Source organism: Sphingobium sp. WTD-1 (assembly GCF_030128825.1).
Lineage (GTDB): Bacteria > Pseudomonadota > Alphaproteobacteria > Sphingomonadales > Sphingomonadaceae > Sphingobium.
Genome location: NZ_CP119127.1, coordinates 4,084,086 through 4,101,430, shown reverse-complemented (window position 1 = coordinate 4,101,430; position 17,345 = coordinate 4,084,086). Strand labels below are relative to the sequence as shown.

General features: G+C 64.7%; 15 protein-coding genes. 5 read left to right on the top strand and 10 right to left on the bottom strand.

Annotation, left to right across the window (positions count from 1 at the left end):
- Positions 1-15: 15 nt before the first annotated feature.
- Entirely contained in the window at positions 16-765 is a 750-nt protein-coding gene (locus N6H05_RS20340; RefSeq protein ID WP_284111419.1) for a MauE/DoxX family redox-associated membrane protein, read from the bottom strand.
- Positions 766-843: 78 nt separating this feature from the next.
- Here N6H05_RS20340 and N6H05_RS20335 point away from each other — a divergent pair, with 78 nt between their 5' ends.
- Positions 844-1,251: a MerR family transcriptional regulator gene (locus N6H05_RS20335; RefSeq protein WP_284111418.1), complete on the top strand. Its 408-nt coding sequence runs from the start codon at positions 844-846 to the stop codon at positions 1,249-1,251.
- Here the strand turns inward: N6H05_RS20335 and N6H05_RS20330 are convergent.
- From N6H05_RS20330 to N6H05_RS20320, 3 genes are all read right to left on the bottom strand, one after another.
- Complete coding sequence (locus N6H05_RS20330) at positions 1,233-1,397, bottom strand: transporter (RefSeq protein ID WP_284111417.1); 165 nt, start codon at positions 1,395-1,397, stop codon at positions 1,233-1,235. The genes N6H05_RS20335 and N6H05_RS20330 overlap by 19 nt on opposite strands.
- Positions 1,398-1,696: 299 nt before the next feature.
- Positions 1,697-2,170, bottom strand: coding sequence for a Holliday junction resolvase RuvX (gene ruvX / locus N6H05_RS20325; protein WP_161730360.1), 474 nt, complete (start codon positions 2,168-2,170; stop codon positions 1,697-1,699).
- Positions 2,171-2,176: 6 nt separating this feature from the next.
- Positions 2,177-3,301, bottom strand: a complete 1,125-nt coding sequence (locus tag N6H05_RS20320) for a DUF3089 domain-containing protein (protein ID WP_284111416.1) — start codon at positions 3,299-3,301, stop codon at positions 2,177-2,179.
- 155 nt (positions 3,302-3,456) lie between these two features.
- Here N6H05_RS20320 and gatC point away from each other — a divergent pair, with 155 nt between their 5' ends.
- The 3 genes from gatC to gatB all read left to right on the top strand — a co-directional run bounded on the left by gatC (position 3,457) and on the right by gatB (position 6,962).
- The gene (gene gatC / locus N6H05_RS20315; RefSeq protein WP_004211845.1) at positions 3,457-3,744 is read left to right on the top strand and encodes an Asp-tRNA(Asn)/Glu-tRNA(Gln) amidotransferase subunit GatC; all 288 of its coding nucleotides are present in this window, start codon (positions 3,457-3,459) and stop codon (positions 3,742-3,744) included.
- Entirely contained in the window at positions 3,744-5,228 is a 1,485-nt protein-coding gene (gene gatA / locus N6H05_RS20310) for an Asp-tRNA(Asn)/Glu-tRNA(Gln) amidotransferase subunit GatA (RefSeq protein ID WP_284111415.1), read from the top strand. The genes gatC and gatA overlap by 1 nt, the downstream gene beginning before the upstream one ends.
- Before the next feature lie 228 nt (positions 5,229-5,456).
- Positions 5,457-6,962 carry an Asp-tRNA(Asn)/Glu-tRNA(Gln) amidotransferase subunit GatB gene (gatB, locus tag N6H05_RS20305; protein WP_010337156.1) on the top strand — a complete coding sequence of 502 codons (1,506 nt, stop codon included), beginning with the start codon at positions 5,457-5,459 and terminating at the stop codon, positions 6,960-6,962.
- 65 nt (positions 6,963-7,027) lie between these two features.
- Here the strand turns inward: gatB and N6H05_RS20300 are convergent, their stop codons facing one another.
- From N6H05_RS20300 to N6H05_RS20275, 6 genes are all read right to left on the bottom strand, one after another.
- Positions 7,028-7,678 (bottom strand): hypothetical protein, encoded by a 651-nt coding sequence (locus tag N6H05_RS20300; RefSeq protein WP_136187650.1) that lies wholly within the window; start codon positions 7,676-7,678, stop codon positions 7,028-7,030.
- A 34-nt stretch (positions 7,679-7,712) separates the two neighbouring features.
- Positions 7,713-8,375 carry a hypothetical protein gene (locus N6H05_RS20295; protein ID WP_284111413.1) on the bottom strand — a complete coding sequence of 221 codons (663 nt, stop codon included), beginning with the start codon at positions 8,373-8,375 and terminating at the stop codon, positions 7,713-7,715.
- Between the two features lie 252 nt (positions 8,376-8,627).
- Positions 8,628-11,843: an autotransporter outer membrane beta-barrel domain-containing protein gene (locus tag N6H05_RS20290; protein ID WP_284111412.1), complete on the bottom strand. Its 3,216-nt coding sequence runs from the start codon at positions 11,841-11,843 to the stop codon at positions 8,628-8,630.
- 100 nt (positions 11,844-11,943) lie between these two features.
- Positions 11,944-14,388 (bottom strand): TonB-dependent receptor, encoded by a 2,445-nt coding sequence (locus tag N6H05_RS20285; protein ID WP_284111411.1) that lies wholly within the window; start codon positions 14,386-14,388, stop codon positions 11,944-11,946.
- A complete protein-coding gene (locus tag N6H05_RS20280; RefSeq protein ID WP_284114280.1) occupies positions 14,372-15,301 on the bottom strand; it encodes a FecR family protein in 930 nt (309 codons plus the stop codon). The genes N6H05_RS20285 and N6H05_RS20280 overlap by 17 nt, the downstream gene beginning before the upstream one ends.
- Before the next feature lie 55 nt (positions 15,302-15,356).
- Positions 15,357-15,869, bottom strand: a complete 513-nt coding sequence (locus N6H05_RS20275; RefSeq protein ID WP_284111410.1) for an RNA polymerase sigma factor — start codon at positions 15,867-15,869, stop codon at positions 15,357-15,359.
- Positions 15,870-16,027: 158 nt separating this feature from the next.
- Here N6H05_RS20275 and N6H05_RS20270 point away from each other — a divergent pair, with 158 nt between their 5' ends.
- Positions 16,028-17,233, top strand: coding sequence for a serine hydrolase domain-containing protein (locus N6H05_RS20270; RefSeq protein ID WP_284111409.1), 1,206 nt, complete (start codon positions 16,028-16,030; stop codon positions 17,231-17,233).
- The last annotated feature ends 112 nt before the right edge of the window (positions 17,234-17,345 follow it).

Genomic DNA, 17,345 nt, shown 5'->3' with positions numbered 1-17,345 from the left:
CCCCGTCCAACCGCCTCAATGGATGCCGGCGACCATCCAAAGTGCCATGGCGACCATCATGACATTCTCGGTCAGCGAGACGAAGCCGAGCGGCACGTTGCTGCTGCCGCCGACGCAGGCGCATTTGAGTTCGCGCTTCTCGATATACACCGCCTTGAACACCGACACGGCGCCGATGCCGCCGATGAACAGGGCGATCGGGATCGACAGCCAGGGGGCAAGGCCGGTCAGCATCAGCGCGCCCGCGCCCAGTTCCAGGAAGGGATAGACGCGGCCATAGGGAATGACGCGGCGGGCGAGCAGGTCATAATTGAGGAACATGGTCGCGAACCGCTCCACATCCTGCAGCTTCAGCATGGCGAGCAGCATCATGGCGATGGCGATGAACCGTTCGAGCGTCAGCAGGCCGACCAGCGGCGCCAAGGTCAGCCAGTTGATCGCCAGCGCCAGCAGCGCGGCGACGGCGAAGACGGCCATCACCGGCACATAGCTGGTCGCGCCGGGAACCGGCACCTTGAGGCCCAGGAAGCGGCGCAGATCGTCATGGCCGCCGATCCGCCGGCCATCGACGAAGATTTGCGGCGTCGTCTTCACGTCATGCTGCGCTTTGAACGCGTCGGTCTCGGCTCGGCTGGTAAGGGCGTGATCCTCGACCCGATAGCCATGGCGGCGCAGCAGCCAGCGCGCTTTCAGGCCATAGGGACAGACATGGCCGGGCATCACCATACGGTAGAGTTGAGCGACCTTTTCCGGTCCTTGGGGCATTGCATCGTCCTTGTGTCAGGCTTGTATCGAGTGCGATGCCCCTCATATAGGGTCTGTACCATGGTACGGAGTCAAGGCATGAGTATGACAATTTCCGCACTGGCCCGCGCGGGCGATGTCGGGGTGGAGACGGTGCGCTTCTACCAGCGGCGCGGCCTGCTGGATGCGCCCGATCGGCCGGAGGGCAGCGTGCGCCGCTATGGCGAGGGCGATGCGCGGCGGCTGCGCTTCATCCGGTCGGCGCAGGCGGCGGGCTTCACGCTGGAACAGATTGGCGAACTGCTGCAACTCGATGCCGGGCAGGATCGCAAGCGGGCGCGCGAACTGGCGGCCGATCGCATCGCGGCGCTGGATGTGAAGATCGCGGAACTGGAGGCGGCGCGGGCGGCGCTGACGCGGCTGGCCCGGCAATGCCATGCCTCCGATGAAGGGCCATGCCCGATCATCGCGGCGTTCGAGGACGGCGCTCAGACGTCCTGCGTCTGATCGTCCCGCTTCTGCGCCATCTGCCGGCGCGACATTTCCCGACGCACCGAGTAGCTGGTGGGATCACGGCGAAAATGGTCGCGCATCATGCGCCGCTGTTCGCTGATGATGTGCCAGATATCTTCCGGACTCTTGCCTTCGGTCATTGATCCGTCCGCCCTTTTCCGTTCGACTGCAGGGCGGGGAATATCGCTTTCGCAACGATCAATCCGTGAGCGCGATCACGTAAACGGCGCTTTAACGCTGTTACTTCAGATATATGCAACTCCGGCAGCGCGTGCGTGACAGGGTAAATGTTGGAAATCGCGCGCTTAACTTCGCACATTTCCCGCACATTCTGACATGATGTTACGTTCCGCTGATCCTATCGGAAAGCGGCGTGGGGTCACGATAGGAAAGAGCCGCCGGGAATGTAGCCGGGCGCCATGCTGTAGGACAGGCGTGCCTATTCCAGCCCGGCGACGAGGCCGTCGATCGCGCCCTGGAGGATGTAGCTGGCGGCGAGCTTGTCGACCAGTTCGTCGCGGCGGGCGCGGCTGGCGTCGGCCTCCAGCAGGGTGCGGGTGACGGCCTGGGTCGACCAACGCTCGTCCCACAGCAGCACCGGCAGGCCGATATCCGCGACATTATGGGCGAAGGCGCGGCTGGCCTGGCTGCGCGGGCTGTTGGTGCCGTCGAGATTGAGCGGCAGGCCGATGACGATGCCCTTGACCTGCTGCTGCGCCATGAAGGCTTCGAGCGCCGGCTTGTCCTTGCTGAACTTGCCGCGATTGACGGTGTAGGCGGGGCTGGCGATCGACCATTGCGCATCGCACAGGGCCAGGCCGATCGTCTTCGTGCCCACATCCATGCCGATCAGGCGGCCACCCTCGGGCAGGGCTGCGCGAAATTGTGCGCGGTCAGTCGTGACAAGTTTCATTACGTCTCAGTGTGTCTTGGTGAAAGCGGCCAGCCTTTGGCGGGCGTCGTCGCGCACATTGCCCCAGAACAGGCTATAATCATAGACGTGATAATTATTGCCGGGCAGCGTGTACGGCCCCATGTCCACCGGCTCGCCGATCATCAGGACACCGCTGGTGTCGCAGCGGGCAGGGACGATACCGGCGACCAGATGGGCGGGCTTGTCGGCGGCGCGGGCGTCGAGCGTGCCGATATTGGCGCTGGCGGGCGCATTGCCGTTGAAGGTGCCGGTGATCGGATTGGTGCAGAGCATGTGCGTGCCCTTGCGCGGCTGGCCATTGAGGCCCTGCTTGCGCTCGAAGCTTTCGACCACGGCGGACGGATCGGCCGGTTCGGCATAGCTTTGCCAGCTGACGATGCAGTGCGACTGGTCGCGCTTGGCGCAGGCGGGGAAGCCCAATGCAGGCAGGTCAGCCTCGACCGAGATCGGCCAGCCCACGGCGTAGATGGCGGCGACCCGGTCGGCGACCGGCTTGCCCGCCACCTGTTCGCGCACCAGTTGCAGCAGATGGCGTGACCCCTGGCTGTGGCCGGCGAGGATTAGCGGACCGGTGGGATTGGCCTTGAGGAAGGCGGTGAAGGCCTGGGTCACGTCACGATAGGCGGCGGCGAGCGCCTGGTCGCCCTCCGCCCCGGTGGTGAGGAAGGCGCCATAATTGGCCTGGCGATAGCGCGGCGCCCAGACATTGCCGGCGGCGCTGAAGGCGCTGGCCTGGCTCAGCACGAAGCGGCGCGCGGTCGCATTGCTTTCCGCATCGTCCAGCGGCGCATTCCAATGGGCATTGCCAAGCGGCGTCACATAGCTGGTCGGGTGGATGAAGAAGACGGCGGCCTTCTGCGCGGGCGGCGCGAGCTTTGCCGCGCCCTGCGGCGTCCAGAGTGCGGGATTGTCCTTGCTCAGGTCGGGGCGGGCGATCCACATTTTCGGATCGTCATAGGCGTTGGCGGGCAGGGGCTGGAGCGGCTGGAATGCTTCGCGCGGGACCATCACGGCGCGGATCAGCTGGCTACCCCAGACGCGGTAGGCGAGCAGCATCGCAAGCACCAGCACGATCAGGCCGGCGAATATATAGAGGAATTTGCGGGCCACTTGCTCTCGTCTCCATCCCTGTGCGGGGATCGCCCCGCCTTCTGCGGCCTGTCTGGCCCATGCGCAGTAGTCATGCAAGATGGGGGCATGCAAGATGGCAGATGGTGCAGCAGGACACTTGAAGCGGACTGGTGCGGGTGCTAGCGGCTTGGCCCATGTCGATAGACCTTCAGACCGTGAAAAAGATCGCCAGCCTTTCGCGCATTTCGGTGACGGATGCGGAAGCGGAAGCCATGGTGCCCGAACTCAACAATATCCTTGGCTGGGTGGAACAGCTGGGCGAAGTGGACGTGACCGGCGTGCAGCCGATGACGGCCGTCATCCCCAACCATCAACGCCTGCGCGACGATGTCGTCACTGACGGCAATGTGCGTGACAAGGTGCTGGCCAATGCGCCGCAAGCCGAACATGGCTTCTTCGCGGTGCCCAAGGTGATCGAATAATGACCAATCTGACTGATCTGACGGTCGCGGAAATCCGCGACGGCTTCCGCGCGGGCGATTTTTCGGCGCGCGAAGTGGCCGAGGGCTTTAATGCCAACGTCGCCGCTGCCAAGGCGCTGAACGCCTTCATCGTGGAAACGCCCGAAAAGGCGCTGGAAGCGGCCGATGCCGCCGACAAGGCCAAGGCGGCTGGCGAGACGCTGGGCGCGCTCTCCGGTGTACCGATCGGCATGAAGGATTTGTTCTGCACCGAAGGCACGCAGACCACCGCCGCGTCGCACATGCTGGAAGGCTTCGTGCCGACCTATGAATCGACCGTGTCGGGCAAGCTGTGGGCGGCCGGCGCCGGCATGCTGGGCAAGCTCAACCTCGACCAGTTCGCCATGGGTTCGTCCAACGAGACCAGTTACTATGGCAATGTGATCTCGCCCTGGCGGCGGGGCGGCGGCGACAATGCTGCACTGGCACCCGGCGGTTCGTCGGGCGGTTCCTCCTCGGCCATTTCCGCGCGGCTCTGCCCGGCGGCGACCGGCACCGACACCGGTGGCTCGATCCGCCAGCCTGCCGCCTTCACCGGCATTTCGGGTATCAAGCCGACCTATGGCCGCTGCTCGCGCTTCGGCATCGTGGCGTTCGCGTCTTCGCTGGATCAGGCCGGGCCGATGGCGCGCACGGTGCGTGACAATGCGATCCTGCTGGAAGTCATGTCGGGCTTCGACCCCAAGGATTCGACCAGCCTCGATCTGGCTGTGCCCCAGTGGGAAGCCAATTTGTCGAGCGATCTCAAGGGTAAGAAGGTTGGTATTCCCAAGGAATATCGCCCCGATGGCCTGAACGCCGAAATCTCCGCCATGTGGGATCGCGGCATCGAATGGCTCAAGGACGCCGGCGCCGAAGTGATCGAAGTGTCGCTGCCGCATACCAAATATGCGCTGCCGACCTATTATATCATCGCGCCGGCCGAAGCCTCGTCGAACCTCGCCCGCTATGACGGCGTGCGTTATGGTCAGCGCGACCTGCCCGATGGGGCGGGGCTGCAGGACATGTATGCCGCGACCCGCGCTGCCGGCTTCGGCCCGGAAGTGAAGCGCCGCATCATGATCGGCACCTATGTGCTGTCGGCCGGCTTCTACGACGCCTATTACACTCAGGCGCAGAAGGTCCGGGCGCTGATCGCGCGCGATTTCGAGCTGGCGTTCGAAAAGTGCGACCTGCTGCTGACGCCGACCGCGCCGAGCGCCTCTTTCGCGCTGGGCGAGAAGCAGGCCGATCCGCTGGCCATGTATCTGAACGACGTCTTCACCGTGCCGGCCTCGCTGGCCGGGCTGCCGGCGATGGCGATTCCGGGCGGGCTGGATTCGGCCGGTCTTCCGATCGGCCTGCAGGTGATCGGCAAGGCGCTGGACGAACAGACCGTGCTGAACGCCAGCCTCGCCATCGAGGAACGGGCCGGGTTCACCGCGCGGCCGGACAAGTGGTGGTAAGATGACCTTCCTAGAACTGGTGGGGGAACTTGTCGATTTGCTTAGTTCCTTCACTGTTTCTGGGAAACAGCGATATCAGCGTAAGGATGATCGACCAGCCAGGCGGCGGAAGATCGTCATTGCTACCGCGGAAGCGACATCGGATCGCCCCAGGACCAGTCTTTGGGGCAAGGGTCGCCGAAGCAGAGGTCGGATCGCTCCGACAGAAATTGATGGGCAAGAAGCGAAATGACTGAATCAACCTATCGCATCCAGGGCGCAACCGGCGAATGGGAGGTCGTGATCGGCCTGGAAGTCCATGCGCAGGTGACGTCGAACGCGAAGCTCTTTTCCGGCGCCGCGACGGCGTTCGGCGCGGAGCCCAATACGCAGGTCAGCCTGATCGATGCGGCCATGCCCGGCATGCTGCCCGTGCCCAACCGCGAGTGCATCCGCCAGGCGGTGCGCACTGGCATGGCGATCGACGCGCAGATCAACAAATGGTCGCGTTTCGACCGCAAGAATTATTTCTATGCGGATCTGCCGCAGGGCTATCAGATCAGCCAGCTCTATCACCCGATCGTGGGCGAGGGGCAGATCGAGATCGTCCTCGACGAAAAGAACCCCGAAGCCAGCACCAAGGTGATCGGCGTCGAGCGCATCCATGTCGAGCAGGATGCCGGCAAGCTGATGCACGACCAGCATCCCACCAGCTCCTATGTCGACCTCAACCGGTCGGGCGTGGCGCTGATGGAAATCGTGTCGAAGCCGGACATGCGTTCGCCTGCAGAAGCAGGGGCTTATCTGTCGAAGCTGCGGACGATTCTCCGCTACGTCGGTTCGTGCGACGGCAATATGGACCAGGGGTCGATGCGCGCCGACGTCAACGTATCCGTGCGTCGTCCGGGCGAAGAGTTCGGCACCCGCACCGAGACCAAGAATGTGAACTCGGTCCGTTTCGTCATGGCCGTGGTCGAGCATGAGGCGAACCGCCAGGTCGACGTGCTGGAAGCCGGTGGCAAGATCGTGCAGGAAACGCGCCTCTATGACCCGGATCGCAACGAGACCCGTTCGATGCGGTCGAAGGAAGATGCGCACGACTATCGCTACTTCCCCGATCCCGACCTGTTGCCGCTGGAACTGGACGATGCCTTCCTGGAGGAATGCCGCCAGTCGCTGCCGGAACTGCCGGACGCGAAGCTGCGCCGCTATGCGCAGGATCTGGGCCTGTCCGCCTATAATGCCGCGACCCTGACCGCCGACGCCGATACGGCACGCTGGTTCGAGGCGCTGCTGGCGGAAGGCGCGCGCATCCAGAAGAAGAGTGAGGGCGAGGTCGCCAAGGCTTCGGCCAACTGGCTGCTGTCGGAGCTCTATGGCGCGCTCAATCGTATTGGCAAGAGCCTTGAAGAAAGCCCGGTAAGCCCCGAGGAAGGAGCCGAATTGCTGGCGCTGGTAGCCGACGGCACGATCAGCGGCACGATCGCCAAGCAGGTGTTCGAGATCATGCTGGAAACCGGCGACAAGCCCGGCAAGATCGTCGAGGAAAAGGGCCTGAAGCAGACCTCAGACACCGGCGCGATCGAGGCGGCGGTGGCCGATGTCCTCGCCAAGAATGGCGACAAGGTCGAGCAGTATCGCGGCGGCAAGGAAGCCTTGTTCGGCTTCTTCGTCGGCCAGACGATGAAGGCGATGCAGGGCAAGGCCAATCCCCAGGTCGTCAACGAACTGGTCAAGAAGGCGCTCGCCGGCTGAGGCCGCTTCTCGATGGCCTTTCGTGATTGAGGGGGAGCGGCCTGACGGTCGCTCCCCTTTTTCGGTCAGGCCTTCTTCTTCAATGCCATGGATTTGCGGGCATTGTTGGCATATTCCTCGAAATTCTTCTTGAAGACGCCAACCAGCTCATCCAGCGCGGCCACGGCGTCCTCGCCTTCCTTTGCGGGGAAGAGCGACAGGCCATTCCCGCCCCACGCCTTATATTCGAAGTCGATCTTCTGGTCGTTGCCGAAGTCCCGAACCATGAACAATGTCTTGAGCGAGCGGCCATAGATCGCCGCCTTGTGATACAGCACATCTGCGGTGATGAGCTCGGAGTAGCAGGCGGCAGTGGAATCGGACCGGCGCGTCTTCACCTTGTTCATGGTCTTGCGCTCAAGCGGCGCTTCATGACGGATGATAACCGTGCCCGGCTTCAGTTCCAGCAACGTGGCCAGATCCAGCGACTGGAGTGCGTCAACCTGGCTGGGGCTGTCGAGCGCGCTGGCCATCTGTGCCTTGTTGCTGGCATCCTTGCCGGCATGCAGGGCGGCATCGAGCAAACCGCCGCCAAGCAGGCCGGTTGTCACGGAGGCCATGCGTTCGGCCGGCCATATGTGCAATTCGCAGGCCGGCGACGGAGCCTCGGCGGTCTGGGCCTGGGCGGCACTGGCAAGCGTCAGCGATGCCAGACCAACCCAAATGGTCTTCAACATAATTATTTCCCCCAATTGTCGTGATAAAAGCTGTTTAGTTACGTGTCCTTACCGGGCGGCGCAGATATTCCCCGAATTTCTCGACATTCTGTTGGAACGCCGATTTCAAGTCGGTCAGGGCCGCGCCTTCTGCCTCCGCCGTTTGCGGCGGGAACTGGGTAAGCTTGGTCATGGTCCAGGTGCCGAAACTGCGTCTCGCCGTCTGTTCCGATCCGAAATCGCGAAACCGGAACAATATCTTGAGAAAGCGGCCGGTAACGACATCCTCCTGAAAGATCAGGTCGTCGATCATGAATTCGGCGTAGCAGATCGATCCGTCCGGCCGGATGCGGCCCGCGGTCGAACGCATCGTCCGGCTGTCGAGAGATTCGTCATGCAGGACCAGCAGATGGTCGGGCAGGCCAAGCCATGAGGCCAGTGGTAGCGTAGCAAGCAGGGCGCGTTGGTCCGCCGTGGCAAGCGGATTGGCATGCATGGCCTTGTAGCCTTCGCGTCCCTGGACGGCGCCATTGACGATGCCGCCATGCAGCCAGCCATGATAAACCGAGCCCAGCCCGTTTCCCGGCCAGACATGTAGCTCGCATGGCTTTTGATGATCCGCATCTGCCGATGCGGCGTCGGCCTGTGCGTACGCCGGCGACAATGCCGCAAGCCATATGCCGACCAAGGTCGCGCACAGGCGAAAAATTCCCCCCATTCATCCCCCATTTAGGCTCAAGAGCCTGATTCCCCGCTAGTTATTCAGCACGGGCTGATGCCGCCCGCAAGAGGCCAATGAAAGGAGATGGCGCAGAGGGGAGCAAAGAAAAAGGGGCGCCGCTCGGGTGAAACCCATGCGACGCCCCTCTTTTTTGCCTTGGCGTCCCTTGGGGAGGAACATCATGCCGTGGCGCAACTGGCGGACCGGGAGGGTCTGTGGGGTGTGGCCCGCCAATTCCTTATTCAGACGTCACAGGACGAAGTTAACCGTCGCCCGGAATGAGATTGCGACGTGATTTTGTTGTTCTTCCGCACCGAATTCGCCACCGACGCGGAACGTGTCGGTGCCGCCATAGAGGCGGGCCCGGCCGGTCCAGCCGCTGGTGCGCTTGTCGGCGACCAGGACGAAGTCATCGCCATCCTTGAAATGGGCGACCGTGTCGCCGAGCGACCCGCCGATTAACTGGCGGCGACCACCTTCCAGTTCGAACCGTGCCCAGCCATCCTCGCGATTGAGGCTGCCGAAATCATAGCCGGCGGCGATCGTGCCGTTGGCGGTCATTTCGTCGCTGGTGCGGCCGTCGACCGTCAGGTTGAACGCGTCGCCGCCGCCGCTTTCGCTATAGCCGCCTTCCTTCAGGCGGTAATAGTCGATGCCCACGCCCGGACGCAGGCTGAAGCGGTTGAACTGGAGCTGGTAGGAGGCTCCGGCCGTGGCCGAGTAGAGCTTGCCCGACCAGTCGCCGGTCGCCTTGCGCACGACATCGTCGAGCGCGAAGTTACGAGTGCCGTCAAAGTCGATATGGGCCGCCGAAACGCGCGCGAACGCCTGGAGCGGACCCCAGCTGCCGCGCCAGTGGGCGGCCAGTTCGAACTGGTCGGAATCCGCCGAGCTGTTGGAGCTGTCGCTGGTGTCCCGGCCATGGATATAGGCGAAGGAGCCACCGAAGGCGCCAAGATCGGTCAGATATTCGACGCCGCCGCCCGCGCCCCAGCCATTAATGTCGTAGGAGGCGGTGTCACCGATGCTCTTGGAACTGCCGAACGCCACCTGTTGCAGCCAGAAGCCGAGCTTGCCGTCCTTGGTGCGGTAGATGCCGTTGGGATCGGACAGGATGCGTGCGGTCGCCCGCGAGCCGGCGGTGACGGCTTCGAAGGTGCTGCCGGAATGTTCGGGCAGCATCTGGCGCAGCGCACCGTTCAGCGTCTTGCCGTCGGTCACGTCCAGATAGGCGTTGGCCAGCGTGCTGTCATTGTCGAGCGCGTTGAAGATCGCCGAATAGGCCCTTGAAAGCGAACCGGTCAGGCCCAGTTCCGACGTGGCCTTGGCGGCGATCGACAGGGTCACGTCGCCGGTTGTCGTGTCGCTCGCGACGCTACCCTTGAACATATAGGGCAGCAGCGTCGCGCTATCGAGCGCGGGGGTGCCGGAGAGCGAAGCGGCGCGGACGATGACATAGTCGCCTTCCGACCCACCGACCTGGGTCAGTGCGACCTTCACCTTGGAACCGCTGGCGAAGCTGGCGGCGCCGGCCACGTCATAGACGGTGTTGGTGCCGTCGGCGCCGTTGATGGTGACGCCCAGCACCGAGCCCGAAGATGCGCTGAGCGAGGCGAGCGCGACCGATCCGGTGTTGCTGGCGGCCAGCGTGCCGCCGTTCAGCACCAGTGCCATGTTGCCGCTGTTGCTGATCGCGCCGGTATAGCTGGAGGTGCCGTTCAGCGTCATCGTACCGCTGGCACCGCCAAAGTCGAGCGCGCCGGTGACGCTGGCGGTATCGGCCAGGGTCAGGGTGGCGCCGGTGCCGGCATAGCTGAGATCGCCGGTCAGGGTCGAACTGCCCGAGAGCGACAGGCTGTTATTGCCCGCGCCCAGGCTGACATCGCCGACGATCCGGCCGGCCGAGACCGTCATGACGTCATCGCCAGAGCCGAGCTTGACGTCGCCGATGATGCTCGGTGCGGTCGCGGGCGAGGAGGCGAGCGCCTGGGTCAGCGTCACGCCGCTGCTGTTGGCGCTGAGGTCGATGGCGGTGTTGGTGAGGCCGCCGGTGGCCGAGATGGTGCCGGTGTTACTGAGGCTGGAGACGGTGCCCGAGGAATCGAGGATCGCGATCGCGCGGCCCTTTTCATCATCGGCGGCAACCGCCGCGACCGTGCCGCTGACCTTGATCGAGTTGACCTGCGCCCCGGCATCGATGACCAGGCCGCGCGAGGTGGTGTTCGCGAGAGCGGCGCCCGAAGCGGCGACGGTGCCCGAAATCTCGATCGCGTCGCTGGTCGCGCCCGAACCCAGGCGCAGCGCTGTGGCGTTGCTGTCATAGGAGATGGCGGTGATCGACCCGGCGACCAGGACGCCCTTGGCAATATCGACATCGCCGCCCAGGCCGCCGATCACCATCGCATTGGCATCGACGCCGTCATAGATGCCATAGCCCGCGATTGCGCCGCGCACGACCACGCCATAGCCCGAACTGTCGCCTTGGACCACGCCGATGCTGGTGTCGGCGGTGGCGGAGCCGATCTGGACTGCGGCCGCCGAGCCATAGTTGATGACCGTGGCGGTGGTTTCGGTGCTGTCGAGCAGGCCGTCATCATCGATGTCGGTGTCATCATCGTCGTCATCATCGCTGGCGGTCGGCGCGACGTCGAACACGATGCCGCCGCTGACATTGCCGGCGATGACGAGGGCGGGGCCGCCCTGCAGCAGGTCGTCGGCGTCGAGCTTGGTGACGTCGGTCGGCCGAGTGGTGGAGCGATAGCCCGTGCTGACGATCGTGCCCTGGATCTTCACTGCGCCATCGACATCGCCCAGCAGGGCGACGGCGGTGCTGTTCGCGCCCTTGGTGCTGATCGAACCGCGGATCGTGGCGTTGCCGTCGATATCATTGGCGACCACGCCATAGCTGTTGTCGCCGACGACGGCGATCGTGCCATAGGTCGACAGATTGCCGATCAGGGTCGAATTGACGCGTATGCCGGCGCTGTTATTGCCTTCGATCGAGATCGTGCCGGTGGTGTCGATATTGCCGGTGTGGGCCGCACCGGATTCGACCAGGATGCCATTGCGGTTCGTCCCTTTGGCGAACGTGCCGTCAATGTCGCCGTCACTGTCCGTGTCGGTGGCGGTATAATCTTCCGTTAGCGTGATCGTGCCGCTGTTGGTGATGTTGCCGGTGGTGCCGGCCTTGACCAGGATGCCGGTCGCATTGTCGGCATCGTTGATGGTCAGCGAACCGGCGTTGCTGACATTGTTGTTGCTGTCCATCGTGATCGCGGTACCGCTGGTCAGCGTGATGCTGCCCGCGGAACTGACCGTGATCGCATCGGCCGCGCCCGAGGCGACGGTGGATGTCTTGACGGCGGTGGTGGTGGATGAACCGATCGTGGTTTCCGCCGCGGCATTGGTTGCGGTCATCGCAACCAGAACCGGGGCGATGGCCGTGCAGGCCAGCAAATGTCGCATGATATCTCCTCTGAATGCCGCGCCGTTTGATGGGCACGTACATGCGGGAGGGACGCCGCCGCCGGGCGGGTTCCGTCAGCGAAAATGCGACGCAGGAGATTTAGAAGGCGAAATCGAGGCCGATGCGCACGGTGCGGGGGCGCAGCGGCGTATAATAGTCGGTGCTCAGGTCGAACGGCGTGCCGAGCGAGAAACGATTGCCGTCGCTGTCGAACAGGTTGGTGAGCGAAAGCGAGAGTTCGACCGGGCCGCGGGTGATGGCGGCCGAAAGGGCGGTGTCGACATAATCGCCCTGTTCACGCCCCAATATCGGCCCGACGCCCAGGCGCGACTTGCCGACATAGCGGGCCGAGGCCGACAGGTGCAGGCGCATGTCGTCGCCCAATGGCGCGCGATAATCGGCGGCGACGCGGCCACCCAGATTAGCGACATTGGGCAGGGTCAGCGAGCGCCCTTCATAGGAAAGAGCGCGCACGAACTGGGCCGGCTGGGTCAGGCGGCTGTCATTATAGATGATCGAGCCGTCCAGCGTCAGCGGCGGGATCGGACGGATCACGATCCGGCCTTCCACCGTATAGATGCGTCCATCGCCGATATTGGCGGTGGTCGGCAGGCCGATGCGGTCGGTGACGTCGGCCTGGATGTCGCGCCAGTCGGTATAGGCGACATTGCCGCTGAGCGCGACCGTGTCGCGGCCCGGCACGCCCTTGCGGAAGCCCAGTTCCATGGTCGAGATGCGATCATTGCGGAAGCTGCGCGCGCGCTGATCGTCGACCGCCAGGCCGCCGGGCCGGAAGCCCTGTTCGAACCGGGCATAGAGGGTGAGTCCCTTCACCGCATCGCTGAGCAGCGAGAAGGAGGGGAGGAAAATGGTTTCGGAGCGATCGGCCTGCGCTTCGACGCGGGCCAGGTCGGCGACGGCCGAAAGCATCGCCACCGGATCGATCGCCTCGCCGCTGAGGCGGCTGTTGGTGAGGCGTCCGCCGACGGTGGCGACCAGCCCCTGGAGTGGCTCGAACGAGGCTTCGCCGAACAGGGTCGCTTCCTTGATCCGGTTGCGCACGCCGGTGGCCGTGGCAGGACGTCCGCGACCATAGACCGGGACGCCCGGCAAAATCTCGATCGCCGGTGCGCTCAGCGGGCCATAGCCGGTCAGCGACCGCTGGATGGTCGACGTGCTTTCCAGATAGGAAATGCCCAACAACCACCCCAGGCCATTGTCGAGGTCGCGCACCAGCCGGTTCTCGGTCGAGAAAAGTTCGACCTTGTTGCGCTGGCGGAACAGGGCCGGCGCGCCGCCCGGCTGGGTCGCGTCATAGCTTTCGGCCAGGACATTGCGGACATAGCCGGTCGAGGAGACGAGGCGCAGATCGTCCCACTGATGCTCGATCCGCGCATTGGCCAGGATATAGTCGGAATGATAGGGCTGGGCGACGCTGGAGGCGCGTTCCAGCCGGCCGACCTCGCGGCTGGCATATTGCGCGTCGTCACCCTCGATATGCTGGTAGGCGGTGCTGAGATCGATGGTCCAGTCGTCGGCCGGTGCGATCCGCAGCGTGGCGCGGCCGCCATAGGTGCGGGTGCGGTTGACGTCATCCTTGTCGCGCAGGACATCATCGATATAGCCGCCCTCCTGCACGCCATAACCGACGACGCGCAGCGCCACCTTCTCGGCCACGATCGGCAGGTTGAGGATGGCCGACAGGTCGCCGCCCGGATCGCCATGCTGGGTCGCCGACACGCCGGTCGATATCTGGCCGCCAAATTGCGCGAGATTGGGAGCGTTGGGGATGATGCGGATGATGCCGCCGAGCGATCCGGCGCCATAGAGCGTGCCCTGTGGCCCTTCCAGCACCTCGACCCCGCCGACATCATAGAGGCGCAGGTCGGGATCGGGCGCGGCATAGTTGAGGCGCATGTCGCCCAGATATTGGCCGGTCGTCGCCTGGGTCGGCCCGGCAACGCCGGAATCGGCGATGGCGCGGATGAACAGCTTGTTGCGGCCGGCGCCGGCATGGGTGGAACTGAGGCTGGCGACGCGCGAGAGCAGCGCGGCCGTGCCCTGCGCTGCGTCGGCGGTCTCGAACAGGCCACCGGTCACGGTTTCGACCATGCCGGCATAGCGGGGCAGGGGAATGTCGCGCTTGGACGCAGTGACGATGATGTCGGCCGGCGGTTCCTGCGCGACCGGCGCGAGTTGCACCGCTGCGGCTGGCGTCGGCGACGGGGGCGGAGCGCTCTTGCGGGCACGCACGATGCGCCAGGTGCTGGCGTCGATCTGCCTGGCCTTGGCTCCGCTGCCGCGCAGCAACTGGGAAAGGGCGCCCGCGGTCGACATCCGGCCCCGGATCGCAGGGGTGGCGATGCCGGCCAGCGACTGGTCCGACATGCCGATGCTGGCGCCGGTTTGACGGCCGAGCGCCACCACCGCCTCGCCCAGGCGTCCCGGAGCGAGGTCGATCGACTGTCTGTCCGCCGCGCGCGCAGGCGATGCGGCCGCTATGGCGAAGGCGGTGACGAAAAGGACGTCAGTTTTGCGACCCATCCCCTTCCTTCAGCAGCCATCCATTCCCCTGTCGGATGGCGGACAGCCCCATCAGGGGCGCGGCAGCGGCGAAGAAGCGGGACGGATCCCGTTCCAGCCGGATCGTGCCGGTAAAGCGCATGGCCTGCGCGCCGGGCGTCGCGGCCAGCGTCACGCCCAGCGAGCGGGCGATATCCTGGGTCACGTCGCCGACCGGCGCATTGGCATAGATGAGCTGGCCCTGGCGCCAGCTGGCGACGGCCTGGGGCGCGACATCCATCACGCGCAGCCCTTCGGCGCCATCGCTCAGCGCGCGGCCGGCGGGCAGCGAGATGGCTTCGGCCTGCGGATTGTAGATCACCTTGCCCTCGGACACGCCGATGCGGGTGGCGTTGCCACTATGGAAGATGTTGAAGACGGTGCCGGCATCCTCGAACACGGCGTTGCCCACGGTCACGCGGAACGGATCGGCAGCGTCATGGCGCACGGTGAAGGCGGCTTCGCCCGCGTCGAGCGCCGCAAAGCGCAGATTTTTGCGATCGAGGCGCAACGTGGTGCCGCCGTTCAGTTCGATCGTCGTGCCGTCGTCGAGCGCGATGCTGCGGGTTTCGCCCGGACGGGTGGTGATGCTGTAGATATCGCTGCGATTGAGCAGGCCGACCGAGACGGCGGCGACCAGCGCGGCGGCGATCGCGCCGCCGCCGATCCAGCGCAGCGGGCGGCGGTGACGTTCGCCGGCATCATTGGCGGCAACAGGCATGACGACGGGTTCTGCCGGAACCATGTCCGCCAGATCCGCGTCGGCCGCCATCAGCGCATCATAGGCAGTCGCGCGTGCGGGATCGCCCTCCAGCCAGATGATGAAGGCGTCCCAGTCGTCAAATTCGGGATCGCGCGTGCGGATTACCCATCCGAGCGCCTCCTCGTTCATCATGGCCTGTGCCCTGTTCATTTCTTGCCCCTTGAAGAGCCAGACGCCGCCGATCCGCTCATTCCGTATCCAGACTTTGCTTGAGCGCAAGCATTGCCCGATAGGCCTTTTGCAGATCCTTCTCGACCGTGGTCAGGCTGACCCCCAATTCCTCCGCGATCAGCCGCTGGCCGACCCCCTCTATGCGGAACCGGCGGAACACCAGTTCGACGCGGGGGCCAAGATCGGCCAATATGCCGCGCGCCTGTTCCAGCCGCTGATTGAGGATCATGCGTTCGTCGACCGCCAGATCGTCATTCGGATCGGCCATGACCCCTCCGGCGCCTTCGGCCCAGTCCTGCTCGCGCCGCTCGCGCCGGGTGGCGGAACGATAGCGATCGAGCATCAGGTTGTTGGCCATGCGGTAAAGATAGGGCAGGGGATCGGCGACCGGCCCCAGATCCTTCGCCTCCAGCTTCATCCACATGTCCTGCAGCAGGTCCTCCGCATCCTCGCCCGCACCGCGCGCGCGCAGGAAGCGCAGCAGGGCAGCGCGATTCTGTAAGAAGATAGCAGAAAGGCCCGTGGCCATGCCTGTGGTGCGTCCGGTATTGGCGATCAGGCGGGTTGCCATAGAGGCAGGGGTGGGGTCTTGGCAATGGCAAGGCGCGGATCGAGCGGTCATGGCCTGAAATCATTTACCTGGCGCGCGGCTTGCTCTAGCCCGTTTCGGATATGGCAGGAGCGGACATGGCGACAGCGAAGGTGACGGATGCAGCAGCGGCGCGGGCGGCGGGGATGGACCCTGACCGGCTGGATGCGCTGGTGGATCATCTGGACCGGACCTATGTGCAGAGCGGCAAATTGCCGCATATGCAGATGCTGGTGTCGCGCGACGAAGTGCCGTTGCTGTCGGTCAGCCGGGGGCAGGCGCGGATGACCGGCGAGCCTTTGCAGGCCGATGCGCTGTTCCGCATCGCGTCCATGACCAAGCCGGTCACCAGCGTCGCCTTCATGCGGCTGGTCGAGCAGGGAAAGGTGGCGCTGAACGATCCGGTGACGGACGTGCTGCCCGAATTTGCCGACCTGCGCGTTGGGGCGGGCGGGCGCGGGCGGATGAAGCGGCCAATGCGGATGATCGATCTGCTGCGCCACACATCGGGCCTGACCTATGGGCTGCAACGACAGACGCCGATCGACGCATGCTATCGCGAGCTGGGGCTGGACGAGTTCCAGCAGAAGCGGTCGTCGGACGAGTTCATCGCCGCGCTGGCCAGCCTGCCGCTGGAATTTTCGCCGGGCGAGCGCTGGAATTACGGCGTGTCGACCGATGTGCTGGGCGTGATCGTCGAGCGACTGTCGGGGCAGGATCTGGAGCGCCATTTTCGCGAGCATATCTTTGCGCCGCTTGGAATGACGGACACATTCTTCACCATCCCGGTAGACCGGATCGATCGTCTGACCGACGCCTGGCGGCTGGAGGATGACCGGCTGAAGCTCAAGGATCGCGGCGCGCGCAGCAGTTGGCGGCGCAAGCTGCGGTTTCGTTCGGGCGGGGGTGGGCTGATTTCCTCGACCGCCGATTATCATCGCTTTGCCCGGATGCTGCTGCGCGGTGGCGAGCTTGATGGCGCGCGGCTGTTACAGCCCGAAACGGTGGCGCAGATGCGGACCAATCATCTGCCCGGCGGCGGCGACCTTGCCAGCATGTCGCAGGCGATGTTCAGCGAGGCCGATTATGCCGGGGTCGGTTTCGGCCTGGGCTTTGCGATGACGCTGGCGAACCAGCAATTTTACTGGGGCGGGGTATTCTCGACCTATTTCTTCATCGATCCGGTCGAGCGGCTGATCGGCCTGTTCATGACCCAGCATCTGCCGTCCAGCACCTATCCGGTGCGGGCGGAATTGCGGGCCGGGATCGGGGCGGCCATCGTCACGCGACGCGGTCGGGGCTGAGGCAGGCCAAGCCCGCAGAAAGAAGCGGGAAAAACCCATGCTGCGCTGCAAAAAATGGATTGGCATGGCGAAGCGCGCTGTGCCATCATCCCGGTGACTCATAGAGGGAGAT